Annotated in this window: 13 protein-coding genes and 1 pseudogene; 4 read left to right on the top strand and 10 right to left on the bottom strand. The window is 73.7% G+C overall.

The window, feature by feature from the left end:
- Positions 1–128 precede the first annotated feature (128 nt).
- Together fxsA and ACQP00_RS06465 are read left to right on the top strand one after the other, a co-directional pair.
- Complete coding sequence (gene fxsA / locus ACQP00_RS06470) at positions 129–404, top strand: FxSxx-COOH cyclophane-containing RiPP peptide (RefSeq protein ID WP_433215758.1); 276 nt, start codon at positions 129–131, stop codon at positions 402–404.
- Positions 401–1,609, top strand: coding sequence for an aKG-HExxH-type peptide beta-hydroxylase (locus ACQP00_RS06465; protein ID WP_433215755.1), 1,209 nt, complete (start codon positions 401–403; stop codon positions 1,607–1,609). Before fxsA ends, ACQP00_RS06465 begins: the two co-directional genes overlap by 4 nt.
- Positions 1,610–2,091: 482 nt before the next feature.
- Here ACQP00_RS06465 and fxsT read toward each other — a convergent pair whose 3' ends face one another.
- Positions 2,092–5,778, bottom strand: coding sequence for an FxSxx-COOH system tetratricopeptide repeat protein (gene fxsT / locus ACQP00_RS06460; protein WP_433215752.1), 3,687 nt, complete (start codon positions 5,776–5,778; stop codon positions 2,092–2,094).
- A complete protein-coding gene (locus ACQP00_RS06455; protein WP_433215749.1) occupies positions 5,775–7,184 on the bottom strand; it encodes a hypothetical protein in 1,410 nt (469 codons plus the stop codon). The genes fxsT and ACQP00_RS06455 overlap by 4 nt, the downstream gene beginning before the upstream one ends.
- A 217-nt stretch (positions 7,185–7,401) precedes the next feature.
- Here ACQP00_RS06455 and ACQP00_RS06450 point away from each other — a divergent pair, with 217 nt between their 5' ends.
- Positions 7,402–7,749, top strand: a complete 348-nt coding sequence (locus ACQP00_RS06450; RefSeq protein WP_433215746.1) for an STAS domain-containing protein — start codon at positions 7,402–7,404, stop codon at positions 7,747–7,749.
- Between the two features lie 2 nt (positions 7,750–7,751).
- On the opposite strand, the gene ACQP00_RS06445 is transcribed toward ACQP00_RS06450, so the two are convergent.
- From ACQP00_RS06445 to ACQP00_RS06425, 5 genes are all read right to left on the bottom strand, one after another.
- Positions 7,752–7,931, bottom strand: coding sequence for a DUF2945 domain-containing protein (locus tag ACQP00_RS06445; protein WP_433215743.1), 180 nt, complete (start codon positions 7,929–7,931; stop codon positions 7,752–7,754).
- 102 nt (positions 7,932–8,033) lie between these two features.
- Positions 8,034–10,193, bottom strand: a complete 2,160-nt coding sequence (gene rho / locus ACQP00_RS06440; RefSeq protein WP_433215740.1) for a transcription termination factor Rho — start codon at positions 10,191–10,193, stop codon at positions 8,034–8,036.
- Positions 10,194–11,027: 834 nt separating this feature from the next.
- Positions 11,028–11,924: a homoserine kinase gene (gene thrB / locus ACQP00_RS06435; RefSeq protein WP_433215737.1), complete on the bottom strand. Its 897-nt coding sequence runs from the start codon at positions 11,922–11,924 to the stop codon at positions 11,028–11,030.
- Positions 11,925–11,990: 66 nt separating this feature from the next.
- On the bottom strand, positions 11,991–12,212 hold the full coding sequence (locus ACQP00_RS06430) for a hypothetical protein (RefSeq protein ID WP_433215735.1): 222 nt from the start codon (positions 12,210–12,212) through the stop codon (positions 11,991–11,993).
- Between the two features lie 4 nt (positions 12,213–12,216).
- A complete protein-coding gene (locus ACQP00_RS06425) occupies positions 12,217–13,068 on the bottom strand; it encodes an SPFH domain-containing protein (RefSeq protein ID WP_433215733.1) in 852 nt (283 codons plus the stop codon).
- Between the two features lie 118 nt (positions 13,069–13,186).
- Here ACQP00_RS06425 and ACQP00_RS06420 point away from each other — a divergent pair, with 118 nt between their 5' ends.
- Positions 13,187–13,489 (top strand): hypothetical protein, encoded by a 303-nt coding sequence (locus ACQP00_RS06420; RefSeq protein ID WP_433215730.1) that lies wholly within the window; start codon positions 13,187–13,189, stop codon positions 13,487–13,489.
- Between the two features lie 11 nt (positions 13,490–13,500).
- On the opposite strand, the pseudogene ACQP00_RS06415 reads toward ACQP00_RS06420, so the two are convergent.
- The 3 genes and pseudogenes from ACQP00_RS06415 to ACQP00_RS06405 all read right to left on the bottom strand — a co-directional run.
- A pseudogene (locus ACQP00_RS06415) lies at positions 13,501–14,677 on the bottom strand (MFS transporter); the annotation flags it as partial.
- A 28-nt stretch (positions 14,678–14,705) separates the two neighbouring features.
- Positions 14,706–15,755, bottom strand: coding sequence for a threonine synthase (gene thrC / locus ACQP00_RS06410; RefSeq protein ID WP_433057092.1), 1,050 nt, complete (start codon positions 15,753–15,755; stop codon positions 14,706–14,708).
- Positions 15,756–15,761: 6 nt separating this feature from the next.
- The gene (locus ACQP00_RS06405) at positions 15,762–17,033 is read right to left on the bottom strand and encodes a homoserine dehydrogenase (RefSeq protein ID WP_433223731.1); all 1,272 of its coding nucleotides are present in this window, start codon (positions 17,031–17,033) and stop codon (positions 15,762–15,764) included.
- Between the last annotated feature and the right edge of the window lie 75 nt (positions 17,034–17,108).

The following is a 17,108-nucleotide window of genomic DNA, read 5'->3' as shown; positions in this document are numbered from 1 at the left end:
CACGAAGAGCCCGCGGCGACGCCTGTCGATTGCCGCGGGCTCGGACGTTCGTGCACAATCCTCGCGCCGCGACGCTCGGCGCGGGCGCGCGGAAGGTCGCCGCGGATGATAGACATGGGTGACGCCCAGTGAAGGCAGGCCTTGTGGGGGATGGCAGCAAATCGGACAACCCGGACCGGCTGTACGCGGTATTGACCGACCTTTCCGGCAATCCGGACAGCTCGCCCGGCTCCGGTTCACCCAATCTGGATGCGCTGCGTAACGAGTCGATCCTCGATGCGTTCCGCGACCCCGCCCGCCTGGCCGCGCTGGGCGACGGTGTGCTGGCTCACACCATCCGCCGGGTGCTGAGCGAGGTCGACGAGCCCCACGAAACGGTCGCCGGCTTCAACTCGAGCCTTTGAGCGGCCCCCTGGCCATCGGCCCGGCCGAACTCGACGACCTGGCCACCGGGCGCGGGAGCGACCAGGTCCTGGACACCCTGCGCGCGGGCCAGGTCACCAAGCACGTCCTGCTGGTCCGCGAGGTCGCCCACCGCGCCCGCGCCGTGGCCCCCGCGGCCGCGCGGGTGCTGGCCGAGGCGGACACCAGGGACCCGGCAGCGACCCGGGCCGTCCTGGCGCACCCGCAGGTCGGCGCCTGGGCGCTGCACTGCCTGACCGGCGCGCCGACCCGGTCCGACCTGCACCACCTCCACGGCCTGGCCGCGGCGGCCGCCGTCGCCGCCGGCCTGGACGCGACGTGGTCCGCGCCGGGCCCGCTGCCGATCCCGGCCCTGGGCACCGCGCTGACCGACGACGACGCCACGGTGACCGTCACCGCGGGCCGGCTGGCCGTCGGCCCCGTCGCCGTCCCCGCCGACCCGACCCAGGACGCGCCGGGCTGGCTCGGGCTGCGCCGCCTGCACGTGGGGCCGCTGCGGCTGGCGCTGGACGACCTCGACCCGTACCGCGGCGTCTACGACCTTCCGCTCGCCGACCGCCTCTCCCCCGCCGAGGCCGCCGCCTGGCGCACGGACGCGGCGACGGCCGGCGACCTGCTGGCCGAGCACCACCCCTGGCACGTCCGGTCGATGGCCCGCTGCCTGACCTCGGTGGTCCCCCTGGCCGCGCCCGGCCGCAGCGCCACGTCCCGCGACGCGTTCGGCGCGGCCGCGCTGGCCCGCCCGCCCGACCCCCGCCGCCTGGCCGCCGGGCTGGTCCACGAGCAGCAGCACGGCAAGCTCAACGCCCTGCTGCTGTTCCACGACATGCTGCGCCCCGACGCACCCGCGCGCCGCTACTACGCCCCCTGGCGCACCGACCCCCGCCCACCCGGCGCACTGCTGCACGGCTGCTACGCCCACCTCGCGATCGCCGACTTCTGGCGCACCGAGTACCACCGCACCGCCGACGCCCTCTCCGCCGTCGAGTTCACCCGCTGGCGCCTCGCGGTCGCGTCCACACTGGACACCCTGCACACCTCCGACGCCCTGAGCCCACCCGGCCGCCGCCTGGTCGACGGCATGCGCACCCGCCTCGACTCCTGGCTACCGGACCCCGTCCCAGCCAACGCCCACCGCCAGGCCCTGGCCACCCTCGCCGCCCACCGCGCAGCACACGCAACCTAAGAACAAAGCCCGCCACGCCCCACACCCCCGCCTAGGCGCTACCACAGAACTGCTGCCGCTGGTAGGACCCGGTGCGGTGTTGAGGGGGTGTGGGTGGAGCGGAGCTCCCCCACCGCTTTTCAGGACATTCGACGGAAAACCCCGCTGCCAAGGCGCCCATACAGTGCTGAGACCTTTCAGTGCCCGTCCAGCCCCAGAGGGTTGTGAAAACCCCGCTACCAAGTCGCCCACACAGTGCTGAGACCTTCCAGTGCCCGTCCAGCCCCAGGAGGTTGTGAAAACCCCGCTACCAAGTCGCCCACACAGTGCTGAGACCTTCCAGTGCCCGTCCAGCCCCAGGAGGTTGTGAAAACCCCGCTACCAAGTCGCCCACACAGTGCCGAGACCTTCCAGCGCCCGTCCAGCCCCAGAGGGTTGTGAAAACCCCACTGCCAAGGCGCCCTACAGTGCTGAGACCTTCCGCTACCCGTTAGACACAGCAATCACGTCGCTGGCAGCTCGATGTCGAACTCCAACCGCCGCCCAGCAAAAGCGGTCAACGTCGCCGGATGTGTGTCCCCGAGCCGCCTCCGCAACGCCTCCGCCGCCGCCCCAACCGTCCCCCGGTCATCGCCCGCCGGATGCGCCGCCCGCACGTCAAGCGCGTGGTTGAAGGCCGCCACCAACAGCGCCGGATGCTGCGCCCCATAGGCCTGCGCCACCCGCACCGTGTCCCGCGACGCGATCACCGCGCCCGCCGACTGCCCGGACAGCGCCAGGTCCGACGCGTACCCGATGGCGCAGGCGACCGAGAACGGGTGCTCGGCGCCGACGGAGTGGGCCAGTCCGACGAGCGCGTGCCGGTCGAGGTCGGCCGCCGCGCCCGGGTCGCCCTCCGCGCGCAGCGCCGCGGCCAGGGCCGCCTGGGCGGCGTGGGTGAACGGGTGCCGCTCGCCGAGAATCGCGGTGAACCCGTCGGCCGCCTGCTGGGCCGCCGCGCGCGACGTCGCGAACTCGCCGCCCGCGCGGACGCAGTTGGCGTAGGTCAGCACGGCCGAGAGGGTGTCGGCGCTGTGGTCGCCGTACTTCTCCAGCCAGAGTGCCATCGCGGCCTCGGCCTCCTTGCGCGCCCGCGCGTAGGCGCCGCCGCGGCGCAGGGCCATCGCCAGGTACCGCCGGCCGGTCAGCACGCCCGGGTGGTCCTCGCCGAACGCGTCCGCGTGCAGCGGGAGCTCGTCGGTCAGGATCTCGATCGCGACCTCGTGCTCGCCGAGGCCGAACCGGTTGTGGGCCAGGCTGATCAGCGACCACAGCGTCTCCGGGTGCGGGTGCGGCAGGACCCGGCGCCGGTGCATCAGGGTCTGCTCGTCGATGACCCGGGCCTGCCGGAAGTCGCCGAGCAGGCGCATGTCGACGGCGAGGTTGTTGGCGCAGCGCAGGGTGCGCGGGTAAGCCTCGCCGAACAGCCGGCGGTACCGGTCGAGGTTGTCCAGGTCGACGTTGCGGGCGGCCACGAACTCGCCGCGCAGGCGCAGGTCGGCGCCGACGCTGTTGGCGGTCATCAGGGTCGACTCGTCGTCGTCGCCGAAGACCCGCCGCAGCGTGGCCAGGGTCTGCTGGTTGAGCTTGGCCGCCTCGGCCGCGTCGCCGCCCGCGCGCATCGCGTTGGCGAGGTGGTACGCCGCGGCGAGCGTGTCCTCGTGCTCGTCCGAGAGCGTCAGGCGCCAGCGGTCGTAGGCGTGCTGGGCGACGGTACGGCTGCTGTCGTGATCGCCCCGCACGAACAGGAACCGCACGTAGTGCAGCATCAGCTGGCGGGACTCGTCGGTGGCCCCGGCCAGCAGGTCCGAGTAGAGCAGGTGGGCGCTGAGCTCCTCGTAGCGCGGCCACGAGGCCGGGTCGTCCGGGATCGCCGGGTCGGCCGCGGTCAGCACGTCGTGCGCGGCCTGCTGGTAGATCGGGTACTCCTTGACCCCCAGCCGCTCCAGCAGCAGCAGCTGGCCGAGGCGGTGCACCTGGACCGACTGCAGCGCCGGGTCGACCTGGGCCAGCCCGAACCGGTCCAGCTCGCGCAGGGCCGTGCGCAGCGCCTTCTCCACCCGCACCAGCGAGCCCAGCGGGGCCGGCAGCCCGGCGCCGCGGCTCTCCCACAGCACGTTCCACGACACCGGCTCCCCGGCCAGGAACGCGCACACGTCCAGCAGCCGGGCCGCGCCGGGGTTGCGCTCGGCCAGCTCGGCGTAGGCGAGGTTCCACGTCACGACGATCGGGCTCGGGTACTCCGGCCGCTCCGACGTCCCGCCCATCTCCCGGCGCAGCACGTCGTAGCGCTCGACGTACTCCGCGGCCGTCCAGCCGGTCGCGTTCTGGGTCGCCGCGGCCTGCTCCATCGCCATCGGCACGTCACCCAGCCGCGCGGCGAGCGTGTGGGCCTGCGAGCCGCTGATCGCGGGCGAGCGGCGGCGCAGCAGCAGCACGCTCTCGGCACGCGTGAAGGCGCCGATCTCGATCGCGTGGCCCATGTCCGCCCAGCGGGGATTGCGGGAGGTGACGAGCACGTGGCCGGTGCCGCGGGGCAGATAGGGCTCGATGTCCTCGGGCCGGCTCGCGTTGTCGAAGATCAAGAGCCAGCGTCGGTACTGCGACCCGCGCTCGAGCGTCTCGCGCAGCGCCTGCAGCGTCCGGTTGAGGTCGTTGCTCTCCCGCACCTTGAGGGCGCGCGCCAGCCCGGCCAGGGCGACCCGCATCGGCGCGACCTGCTCGGCCGGCACCCACCAGACGAGGTCGTACTCCCCCGCGTACCGGTGCGAGTACTCCAGGGCCAGCTGCGTCTTGCCGGTGCCGCCGAGGGAGTGCCGGGCGTCGGGCAGCAGCGCGACCAGCCCCGACTCCAGCCGGCGGCCGATCTCGTCGAGGACCGCGTCGCGCCCCACGAAGCCGGAGTTGCGCGGCGGCACGGCGTTGCGCACCTGCTGCGGCGTCTTCACATGCACGTCCCGCTCCCCGGCCGTTGCCCCGCCACCCGTCGGACCGTCCCCCTCGCGCTCGGCGGCCCGCTCGGCGAACCGGGCCACAACATCGACTTCGGTCACACTGCCGCTACCGTACGCCGCGCCAGATCCAGCCAGAGGGCCAGAAGTCTCGGCGGGGGTGGCGAGGGCCTCGGCCAGCTCGCCGTGCGCGCCACCGAGGGACCGCAGCACCGGTACCGTCGCCGCCACGAACTGCTCCCCAAGCGCCCGCAGCGCTGCGGGATCTCCCGAGACAACGGCCGCGTCCAGCTCGGCCGGCCCGAGACGATCCGCCACCAGCCGCACCACGGCCAGAGCTTCGGCGGCGTGCAGCGACGGCAGCAGCGCCTCCCGCACCCCGGGCCGGAACTCGTACTCGGAGCCCTCGCGGGTCTGCAGCAGGCCGCCCAGGAAGACCTCGGCCAGGTGCTCGGGTTTCGCTTCCGGCAGCAGCTCGGCCGCGACGTGGCGCATCAGCGGCAGGGTGAGCGGGGCGGCGGCCAGCAGCCCGGCCAGCCGGTACGCGGTCGGCGAGGCGGAGGCGCGGAACACCCGGACCCGCCGCTCGGCGCTCGGGGGCGTGCGCGGCGCGGGCTCGTCGTCGGCCGGCTCCTCGACCGGGCGGCCGGTGAACAGTGCGGCCCCGGGCACGGGCGCGGTCGCGGTCCCGGCGACCAGGGACGCCCACGGGCCGAGCCAGCGCGGGGTGAGTTCGAGCACCGGGATGGCGACGCCCGCGCGGGCGGGGTCGAAGCGGCCGTCGGGCGCCTCCACGCGCAGGTCGGCGTTGGCGGCGGCGGGGGCCGGTGCGGTCAGGCGGACGCGGTGCACGGCGGGGCGGGAGCGGCTCCACATGCGGTACGGCAGAAGCTGGAGAACCGCCGTCGGACCTTCGCGGCCCAGGCGCTCCAGCAGCGGGCCCAGCGCGCCGTCCCACGCCGTTGCCACGCCGTCGGTGACGACCAGGGCCAGCCGGCGGGCGGGCGGGAGGCGCAGGTCGGGCCCGAGCGGATACTCGGTGACCGCCGGGCCGCCGAGCGCGGCCAGGTCGCGGCGCAGCTCGGCGAGTGTCGGCTCCCACAGCGGCATCGACGGGCCGGCGTCCACCAGCAGGGCGAGCTCTTCGAAGCCCGCGCCGGATTCCGGGTGCAGCAGTGGTCGCAGGTGTTCGAGATTCATCCCCGGTCCTCGGCGTCGGGGGCCTGCCAGCGGGCCGCGGGCTCCTCGGGCCAGCGGCCGGCCTCGTCCCAGAGCAGGGCGAGGTGGCGGCCGGGCCGGGGCTCGCCGCCCAGGGCGCGCGCGGCCTCGCGGCGCAGGCGCAGGATCAGGCCCGGCAGCTCGGCCACGCTGGACACGTCGAGCAGGTCGTCGAGCCGGCCCTCGGCGTCGGGGTCGAAGCCGGGCCGGCACCAGACCGCGACCGGCAGCCCCATGCTCAGCGCCACGCCGAGCTCGTCGGCGGCCAGCGTCGGGTCCTCGCCGGGCGGGAACTCCTGCATGAAGCAGATCCGCGGCTCCTCCCACAGCTGCGCGCCGAGGGCGGCCAGGTTCGGCTCGGGCCGGTCGAGGAAGAACACCGCCTTCGGGTCGCTCAGGTGCCCGTGGCCGCGGAGGCGCTTGGACTTGCGGGTCCAGTACGGCCGCAGCGCCCGCGTCACGCCCCGCTCCCACGAGCGCAGCACGACCGAGTGCCGCGCGCCGAGCGGCAGCGGCTCGGCCCCGAACGCGGCCCCGACCGGCCACTGGTCGACCGGGAGGTTGCCCAGCGCCTTGGGCAGGATGCACTCGACGGTCACGTCGTTGGCGTCGGAGGCGTGCCCGGCGAACACGGCCGCGAGCAGGCGGTCGGCCTCGGCCGGCAGGTCCGGCTCGGCCACCACGGCCTCGGCGGCGGCGATCCCGATGCCGGGCGCGCCGTCCTCGGCCTGCGACCACGCGGCGACCAGGTACCCCTCGTCGAGCCAGTCCCGCTCGATGCGCAGCACCAGCACGGTGCGGGAGCCGCGCGCGGCCGCGCCGGGGGTCAGCGCGGCCAGCCAGTCGGCGGGCGCCCCGGTGCGTGCCAGGTGCGCCTCCAGCCAGGCTCGCAGGTCGGCGCGCAGTCCGGCCCCGGCCTCGGCGGCCAGCGCGGCCACGAAGGTCAGCAGCGCCGGCGGCCGCTCGGGCGGGCGGAGCAGGCCTTCGAGGTGCGGCAGCAGCTCCCGCGCGGTGCCGGCGGCGGTCCCGTCGGGCCCCGTGCCACCGACCGCCGCGCGATAGGGTCCCGCGACCGGCAGGTGCGCGGCGCGGGTCATGAGGGCCAGCAGGGCTCGCCGTTCCTTCGGCTGCAGCAGTGGTACCGGCACCGCTCGCACCTGCGCCCGGAAGCCCTCGTCGCCGAGGAGGTCGGCGAGCACGTGCAGGGCGCCGGGAATGGTCTCGCACTGGCGCAGGAACGTCTCGGGTTCGGTCGCCGGCGGCCCGTCCAGCGGCAGGCCGAGCTCGGACTCCAGGGCGGTACGCAGCGACGACAGGTCCTGACGGTCGCCGTCGCCCCGCAGCGCTCCGGCCATCGCCGTCAGGACGGACCAGCCAAGCGTGCTCAAGGCCGCGCCTACCCTTCGTCCGCGGCGCCGAGGCCGACCGGCTCGGCTGGGGCGTCCACTCCGATCTGTGTGACCGTACGCCAGAGAAGCGTCACTGAAAACCCGCGCATGCGTTGGGGTTTGTACGCCTGTCTATGAGCATGGCGGGTCTTGCGTGCGAAAGGTCGGATTCATGGCCCCGATGGCCGGTCCGGGCGGGACGCCCGATACTCGATACGTGGCGCAACCATCAATCCGGGTCGTGCGCGACCTCCACGGCGACGCGGTGCTCGGCGTCCAGGGCGAGGTCGACGTGGCCAACGCGCCGGCCCTGCGCGCGGCGATCGTGCGCGCGGTCGACGGCCGCCCGGCCCGTGTGGTGATCGACCTGGGCGCGGTGTCCTTCATGGACTCCAGCGCGCTGGGGGTGCTGATCAGCGGGTACAAGTACGCCAAGGGCGCCGGCGTGCCCGTCGTGCTGGGCAGCCCGGGGCCCGGCGTCTACCGCCTGCTGCGCACCAGCGGCCTGGTCGAGATCTTCGAGATCATCGACCCCCCGGACCCCTCGACGGAGATCCGGGGCTGAGCTCAGCTCAGTGCTTCCGGCTTGTGTACGGCTTCCCGGCCGGTCTTGTCGCTGCGCACGACGTACTGCGGCTCGTCGGGGCTCGCGGCGACGGAACGGCCCGCGGCCTTGGTGCGCTTGGTGATCTTGCGCTCGACGGTGCCCTTGACCGTCTGGCCGTGCGAGCTCCAGCGGACCTTCATGCCACGCCTCAATGATCTGCGACTCATGCGGCCCTGATACCCGAACGCCCCCGGAGCAAGCGCTCCGGGGGCGTTCAAGGTCGATGCTCGGTCGAGCCGGGCCTACTCGCCCGGCGTCGTCTGCGCGATCTGCATCAGGAACTCGACGTTGGTCCGGGTCTTCTTGAGCCGGTCCAGCAGGAGGTTGAGCGCCTCCTGGGAGTCGAGCGCGTGCAGCACCTTGCGCAGCTTGATGACGATCGCGAGCTCGTCCGGCGCGAGGAGGATCTCCTCCTTGCGCGTGCTGGACGGGTCGATGTCGATCGCCGGGAAGATGCGCCGGTCGGCGATCTTCCGGTCGAGCTTGAGCTCGGCGTTGCCGGTGCCCTTGAACTCCTCGAAGATGACCGTGTCACCGGTGGAGCCGGTCTCGACCAGCGCCGTGGCGATGATGGTCAGCGAGCCGCCGTTCTCGATGTTGCGGGCGGCTCCGAGGAAGCGCTTCGGCGGGTACAGCGCCGTCGAGTCGATACCACCGGACAGGATGCGCCCGGAGGCGGGCGACGCGTTGTTGTACGCGCGGCCGAGCCGGGTGATCGAGTCGAGCAGCACGACGACGTCGTGGCCGAGTTCCACCAGGCGCTTGGCGCGCTCGATGGACAGCTCCGCGACCGTGGTGTGGTCCGTCGGCGGCCGGTCGAAGGTCGAGGCAATGACCTCGCCCTTCACCGAGCGCTGCATGTCGGTGACCTCTTCGGGCCGCTCGTCGACCAGCACGACCATGAGGTGGCACTCGGGGTTGTTGCGGGTGATCGCGTTGGCGATCGCCTGCAGCACCATGGTCTTGCCGGCCTTCGGGGGCGACACGACGAGCGCGCGCTGGCCCTTGCCGATCGGCATCACCAGGTCGATGACGCGCGTGGTCAGGATGTGCGGCTCGGTCTCCAGCCGGAGGCGGTCCTGCGGGTACAGCGGGGTGAGCTTGTAGAACTCGGGGCGGCGCTTGGCCTCCTCCGGGTCCATCCCGTTGACCGTGTCCAGGCGCACCAGCGGGTTGTACTTGTCCCGCCGCTGCTCGCCGTCGCGCGGCTGGCGCACCGCACCGGTGACCGCGTCGCCGCGACGCAGGCCGTACCGCTTCACCTGCGACATGGCGACGTAGACGTCGTTCGAGCCGGACAGGTAGCCGGTGGTGCGCACGAACGCGTAGTTGTCCAGCACGTCGAGGATGCCCGCGACCGGCACGAGGACGTCGTCCTCGTTGACCTGCGGCTCGTTGCCGCCCCGCCCGCCGCTCGGGGCCTCGGCACCGTCGCGGTCGCGACCCCGGCGGCGGTCGCGGAACCGGCTGCGCCGCCCGCGACGGCCGGTGCCGTCGTCGTCGCCGTCGTCCTCGAACCCGCCGCCACCGCGCTGGTTGCGGTCGCCGCGGTCGGTCCGGTCGGTGCGGTCGCCCCGGTCGGCGCCGTTGCGCTCGGCCCGCTCGGTGCGGTCGCCCCGCTCGGCCCGGTCGGCGCGGTCGTTGCGCTCGCCGCGCTCCGCCCGGTCACCGCGGTCACCGCGCTCGCTGCGGTCCGCGCGGTCGCCCCGCTCGGTGCGCTCGGCCCGGTCGGTGCGGTCGGCCCGCTCAGTACGGTCGGCCCGCTCGGAACGGTCGGCCCGCTCCGTGCGCTCGGCCCGCTCGGCGCGGTCGCCGCGCTCCGCACGCTCGGTGGTCCCGCGCTCGGCCCGCTCGGTGGTGCCGCGCTCGGCGCGCTCGGTCGTGCCCCGCTCGGCCCGCTCGGTGGCGCGCTCGGAGCGGCTGGAGCGCTCGGCCCGCTCGGTGGCGGGTGCCTCGGCCGCGGCCGGCTCGGCGGCGGCCTCCTCACGCGCGGCCCGCGGCTCCGGCGGCCCGGCGGCCCGGGTGGCCCGACGAGGGGTACGGGCCGGAGTCTCGGTCACCTCGGTGGCCGACGGCCACTCCGCCTCGGGGGCCTCGGCGCGCGCCTCGGTGCTGCGGGCACGGCTGGTCCGGGCCGGGGCGGTGGCCTTGGCCTCGGCGGCGGCCGGACGAGACTCGCCCGCCTGACGCTCCTGGATGGCGGTGACGAGCTCGCCCTTGCGCATGCGCGCCGTGCCGGAGATGCCCAACGAGGCGGCGAGGCTCTGCAGCTCGGGAAGCAGCATGCCGGCCAACCCCGTTCCCGAGCGCCGCCGACGCGTCGCGCCGGCCTCGGCGCCGTCGGCCTCGACCGCGGCGCGGTCGGTGGAGACATCCGACGTGACGTCGGTGGTGTCGCTCAATGGATTCCTTCCCTCGTTAGGTCCGGGGCCGGGCCCGTTTTCGATGTGCGGTGGCCGGGCGGCCCGCGGGTGCTCCCGCTTCGACGTGCGATCCGGGAGGTCGTGCCCGCTCCGCGCCGCGGGAGGCGTCGCCCGGGAGGGTCAGGTGCCGCTCCCCGTTTCGCCCCGCGATGCGGAGGTCCTGCTGGTACCCCGCTTCGGCAAAGCGTTGGCGGGGGTCGTGCCGATCTCCCGCTGCGACGCGGGGATCTTTGCTGCTGCTCACTGCCGCACTGGGTCGGCCGATCCAGTGATCTTGCATCCTGCCGCCTCGGCGAGCGCTGCGGAAGGCCTTGCCGTTTCACCCCCGCCACCGGCGCGCGATGCCTGGGGATATTGCGTTTCGTCTTCCACCTCGACACGCGGTGCGGGAGGTTCGTGCCGTCTCCCCGGCTCGGCGGTTGCGGCTGCCGGGGGTCTTGCCGTGCTCCCGTCTCGACATGCGATGCGGAGGTCCTGCTGCTCTCCCGACTCGACACGCGTTCCGGGAGGTGTGGCAAGCGCTGAGCGGTAGGACCACGACGCCGTCATTTGCGTCGATGGGCCCAGCCGTGCGCGCGCGACCACAGGAAACGCGGGTTGGCGGCCGGGCGTGCGCAAGGGGTGCCACGGAAATCGGAGCACGCCGCCCCGCATGAGATCGCCGCACAGAGCGGCTGCTTAAGACTAGAGAGTAATCAACTCCGCCAGCCAGCGGCAACAGGGCCCCGCTCGGCGTGTTCAAGCGTACCTCATCCGCTGCTCAACGTGCCGCATGCCCCTTTTCGCGCATTTCGAGGTTCCGGTCAGGGCCGGTCAGGTCAGGGCGCCGCCGAGGCGGGCACCGGCCAGGTCGACGTCGAGGGGAAGGACGCGCCAGCCAGGCATGGGGCGGGGCGTCCAGCCGTCCAGGCCGAAGGCCAGCACGCTCGGACCGGCGCCGGAGACGACGGCCGCCACGCCCTCCGCGCGCAGGGCGGCGACCAGCGCGGCGGTGCCCGGCATGCCCTCGGCGCGGTAGTCCTGGTGGAGGCGGTCCTCGGTGGCCGCGAAGAGGCGTTGCGGGTCGGCGGTCAGGGCGTGCACCAGCAGCGCGGCCCGGCCGGCGTTGAAGGCGGCGTCGGCGTGCGGGACGGTTTTCGGCAGGGCGGCCCGGGCGACCTCGGTGAGCCCACGTTCCTCCGGTACGAAGACGACGGGGTGGATGCCGGGGGCCGGCTCGCGGCGTACGGCTGCGGCACCGTCGTCCGCGGTCCAGGCGATCGTGAAGCCGCCCAGCAGGCAGGGGGCCACGTTGTCGGGGTGGCCCTCGATCTCGTCGGCCAGCGCCAGGGCGGCGGCGTCGCTCATCTGCTCCTGGCCGCCGACGGTCAGGGCCCGGGCCAGCACGATCCCGGCGACGATGGCCGACGAGGACGAGCCGAGGCCCCGGGCCTGGGGGATGCCGTTGCGGCAGCGCAGGGCCAGGCCGGGTGGCTGCTCGCCGAGGACGCCGAAGGCCCGGCGCATCGCGCGTACGACCAGGTGGCTCTCGTCCCCGGGCAGGTCGGCCGCGCCCTCGCCGGCCACCTCCACGGTCGTGCCGCTGGGCGTGACGGCCGCCTCGACCTCGTCGTACAGCGTCAGCGCGAGCCCCAGCGCATCGAAGCCGGGGCCGAGGTTGGCGCTGGTCGCGGGCACGCGCACGGTGACCGGCCGGGACAGGAAAGCCATGACCACAATCTCACCATGAGGACCACGCGCCCATTTCCCGGGATGGCAGATCCGCGGCGCGGCGGGTCAGTCGTCCAGGGCCGCGTCGTCGGTGTCGGCGTCCGCGGACGCGGGCGGGCCCCCAGGCGCCTGGTCGCGGCGCGGGTCGCGGCCGGCCTGGCGCAGGGCCAGGCGCAGCGCGTACTCGATCTGCGCGTTCACGCTGCGCAGGTCGTCCCCGGCCCAGCGCGCGACCGCGTCGTAGACCTGGGGGTCCAGCCGCAGCAGCAGCTTCTTCCGCTCGGGCACGGGGCTAGGCGTAGAGGGTGCCGGTGTTGACCACGGGCTGGACGTTGCGGTCGCCGCAGAGCACGACGAGCAGGTTGGCCACCATCTGGGCCTTGCGCTCCTCGTCCAGTTCGACGACGTCGAGCTCGCTGAGGCGTTCCAGCGCGCTCTGCACCATCCCGACCGCGCCCTCGACGATTTTGTACCGGGCGCCGACGATCGCGCTGGCCTGCTGGCGGGCGAGCATGGCCTGGGCGATCTCCGGGGCGTACGCGAGGTGGGTGATGCGCGACTCCAGCACCTCGACGCCGGCCAGCGCGATCCGCTCGCCGAGCTCGACCGTCAGCTCCTCGCTCACGATGTTGCCCTCGCGCAGGCTGGAGCGGCCGTCGTCGTGGGTCTCGTACGGGTAGCTCGTGGCCAGGTGCCGCAGCGCCGCCTCGGACTGCACGGCGACGTACGAGATGTGGTCGTCGACCCCGAAGGACGCCTTGAACGTGTCGACCACGCGCCAGACGACCACGGCCGCGATCTCCACCGGGTTGCCGTCGGCGTCGGAGACCTTGAGCCGGTCGGTCTCGAAGTTGCGCACCCGGCGGGACAGGCGCCGCTTGGCGCTCAGCGGGACGGTCCAGTAGAAGCCGGCGTCCGCGACCGTGCCGACGTAGCGGCCGAAGAACTGGATGACCCGGGCCTCGTTGGGGTTGACCACGGTGAACCCGGTCAGGATGAGCACCGCCAGCAGCGACGCCACGACGACGACGCCGGAGGCCGCCGCCTCGCTCAGCCCGGCGACGGCGACGACCGCCAGCACGGCGACGATGACCAGCACGCCGAGCATCAAGAACCCGGCAACGCGAAACGCCCGACGCTCCATGGCAACTCCTCAGGAAGGGCTATCGAAGTGATATCACTACGATAGCCCAGGTGCGCAAGTCCGGAAACTTTCATCGATGTGACGTCAACCGCCGCGGGTGTACGCGCGTCGATGTGGGGTGCAATGGCAGAGGTTCTGGGCGGCGGGGCTGCTCCTCGCGGGGTCGATCGGCATGTTGTGGTACGCGGCCAACGGGCCGGAGGGGAGCCGGTGCTCGGCCGAGGGCGTGGGCCCCCTGCCGTTCCTGGCCCTGCTCGGCATGCTCGTGGCGACCCTGCTGGCGTTCAGCGCGATGCGGGAGGCCTACGGCTGGCCGGCGGTACCGGCGGGACTGCTCTTCGGCGCGACCGCGGTGGGCCTGCTCTGCTCGTGCTGGCTCGCCACACTCGGCGGCTCGGCGTTCACGGGCGGCTGCGTCTGACCGCCCCGCCCGCGAAGGACGAGCAAGGACCAGACGCCCGCGTACAGCAGCGTCACCACCCCGCACGCCGCCAGCAGCAGCCGCGGCGAGGTCCGGTCCGAACGCGCCCACCACCAGCTGGCTGGCCGCGACCGTCAGCGTGGCCAGCATGAAGTCGGCCGCGAAGAGCCGACCTCGCAGCGCGTCGGGCACCTCGGCCTGCAGCACGAAGTTCGACATCACGAAGTTGCCGCCGGCGGCCAGGTGGGCCACCGTCACCCCGGCCGCCATCAGCGGGAACCAGGTGACCAGGCTGACCCCGACGTACGCCAGTCCGTAGACCGCCATCGACAGCGCCAGCCCCGGCAGCAGCCAGGCCCGGTGGGTCAGCACGCGGCGGAACACGATCGGCCCGGTCAGCGCGCCCAGCCCGCGAGCGGCGAAGAGGAGGCCGGTGCCGAGCGGGCCGGCCCCCAGCAGCGGAAAGAGGGTCAGCACGCCGTTGCCCAGGCCGACCGCGGACTTGACGGTGACGAGCGAGGCGACGCGGGGGTTTCCGCGGATGTACCGCAACGCCTCCGCGATCGCCGCGAACGCCGGGGCCGGCGCACCGGTGCGGGCGGCCTGCATCGGACGCCGTACCCGCCGGACCTGCAGTGCGGCGAAGAGCAGCAGGACCGACGCGATCACGAAGCACGGATAGGCGCCGAACGCCTGCGACGCGATCCCGCCCAGCGACGCCCCGATCACCAGCATCGTGCCCCACGCGGAGCCGGCCAGGGTGTTCGCCGCCGGCAGGTCCTCGGGGTCGACCACGTTCGGCAGGGCGGCCTGCGCGGCCGGGCTGAAGAACGCCTTGGCCACCGCGATCGCGCCGACCGCCACCAGCGCCACCCAGGCCGTGCCGGGGGTGCGCACCAGCAGCAGGAGCAGCGCGAAGGCGGCCATCGCGAGGTCGGCCGCGAGGACGATCCGCCGCCGGTCGACCCGGTCGGCGATCGTCCCCGTGTACGGCAGCAGCAGGGCCGTGACGCCGGTGTCGACGGCCAGCACGAACGCGCCCCACAGGCCCGAGCCGGTGAGCCGGGGCAGCAGGGCGAGCAGCGGGATCAGCACGAACCAGTCGGCGCCCAGGCCGATCAGGTCCGCGGTGAACAGGTTGCGGAAGTCCCTGTTGCGCCGCAGGACCGAGAGCGCCGGGCGAGGCACGGACGGTACCGAATCCGCTGCTTCTGAATTAAGCGAGATCGAGGGCCTTCGCCGCGGCGAGGGGCTCGGCCGGGATCGTGGTCGGCGCGGGCGCGGTGGAGATCGCCCACTCGGGGTCCTTCAGGCCGTGGCCCGTCACGGTGCACACGATCGTCTGGCCCGGGTCGATGCGGCCCTGCGCGCTCGCCTGGAGCAGGCCGGCCACGCTGGCCGCGCTGCCGAGCTCGACGAAGACGCCGACCGAGCGGGCGAGGAGCCGGTAGGCCTGCAGGATGTCGCGGTCGGTCACGGCGTCGATCAGGCCGCCGGACTCGTCGCGGGCGTCGACCGCCTTGGTCCAGCTGGCCGGGTTGCCGATGCGGATCGCGGTGGCGATGGTGCTGGGCTCGCGCACCACCTCGCCCTTGACGATCGGGGCGGCGCCGGAGGCCTGGAAGCCGAACATCCGCGGGCGGCGGGTGGCGTTGCCGGCGGCCTGGTCCTCCTTGTACCCCATCCAGTAGGCGCTGATGTTGCCCGCGTTGCCGACCGGCAGGCAGTGGATGTGCGGGGCGTCGCCGAGGGTGCGCACGATCTCGAAGGCGGCCGTCTTCTGGCCCTCGAGCCGGTCCGGGTTGACCGAGTTGACCAGCGAGACCGGGTAGTCCAGGGCGAGCTTGCTGGCCAGCGCCAGGCAGTCGTCGAAGTTGCCGGTGACCTGCAGCAGGCGAGCGCCGTGCACGAGGGCCTGGGCGAGCTTGCCCAGCGCGATCTTGCCGGTCGGCACCAGGACGGCGCAGGTGATGCCGGCCCGCGCGGCGTACGCGGCCGCCGACGCCGACGTGTTGCCCGTGGACGCGCAGATGATGGCCTTGGCGCCGTCCTCGAGGGCCTTGGACACCGCGACCGTCATGCCGCGGTCCTTGAACGAGCCCGTGGGGTTGGACCCCTCGACCTTGAGGTACACGTCGCAGCCGGTCCGCGCGGACAGCTCAGGCGCCGGCAGCAGCGGCGTGTTGCCCTCCTGCAGCGTGACCACCGGGGTCTGCGGCCCGACCGGCAGGCGGTCCCGGAATTCCTCGATCAATCCACGCCACATGGCGCTCTACTCCCCTTCGACCCGCAGGACGCTTGCGACGGCACGAACGATGTCCAGAGCCCGCAGCTCGGCGACGGTCGCGGCGAGGGCCCGATCCGGCGCGGCGTGCGTGACGATGACGAGCACCGCCTGGTTGCCGCGGCCGGACTGGTTCACCGTCGCGATGCTGACACCGTGCTTGGCGAAGACGCCCGCGACGGCGGCGAGCACGCCCGCCTTGTCGGAGACGTCCAGGCTGATGTGGTACCGCGTGAGCACGTCCCCGATCGGGGAGACCGGCAGATCCGCGTACGCCGATTCGGAGGCGCTGTGGACGCCCGCGAGCCGGTTGCGGGCCACGGCGACGACGTCACCGAGCACCGCCGAGGCGGTCGGGGCGCCACCGGCACCGCGACCGTAGAACATGAGCTGGCCCGCCGCCTCGGCCTCGACGAAGACGGCGTTGAACGCGTCGCCGACGCCGGCCAGCGGGTGGGTGCGCGGGATCATCGCCGGGTGCACCCGCACCGAGACGGCCCCGTTGGCCTTCGAGGCGATGCACAGCAGCTTGATCGTGCAGCCCATGGCCTTGGCGCTGGCCATGTCGGCCGCGGTGACCTCGGTGATGCCCTCGCGGTACACGTCGGCCGAGGTGACCCGGCTGTGGAAGGCCATCGAGGCCAGGATGGCGGCCTTGGCGGCGGCGTCGAAGCCCTCGACGTCGGCGGTCGGGTCGGCCTCGGCGTACCCGAGCGCGGTCGCCTCCTCCAGGGCCTCGGCGAAGCCGGCCCCGGTGGCGTCCATCGAGGACAGGATGAAGTTCGTGGTGCCGTTGACGATGCCGGTGACCCGGGTGATGCGGTCGCCGTGCAGCGAGTCGCGCAGCGGGCGCAGCAGCGGGATGGCCCCGGCCACGGACGCCTCGTAGTAGAGGTCCGCGCCGCAGTCGGCGGCCGCCTTGTGCAGGGTGGCGCCGTCCTCGCCGAGCAGGGCCTTGTTCGCCGTGACCACGCTCTTGCCGGCGTGCAGGGCCTCGAGCAGCCACGTGCGGGCCGGCTCGATGCCGCCGACCACCTCGACCACGATGTCCACGTCGTCCCGCGTCACCAGACCAAGGGCGTCCGTCGTGTACAGCGATGCGTCGATCGGCAGCTCACGCGCCTTGTTGAGCCGGCGCACGGCGACGCCCACCACCTCCAGCGGCGCGCCGATGCGGGCCGTCAGGTCGTCCTCCTGCTCGTGCAGCAGGCGGACCACCTCGGAACCGACGGTCCCGCAGCCCAGCAGCGCAACCTTCACCGTTTGCGGCATCTGTCACCCCACGTCCAGTCTCAGCAGATCGTCCACGGTCTCCCGGCGGACGATGACGCGCGA

The organism is Dactylosporangium sp. CS-047395 (assembly GCF_050942185.1).
GTDB lineage: Bacteria > Actinomycetota > Actinomycetes > Mycobacteriales > Micromonosporaceae > Dactylosporangium.
This window is presented reverse-complemented; position numbering and strand designations above follow the sequence as displayed.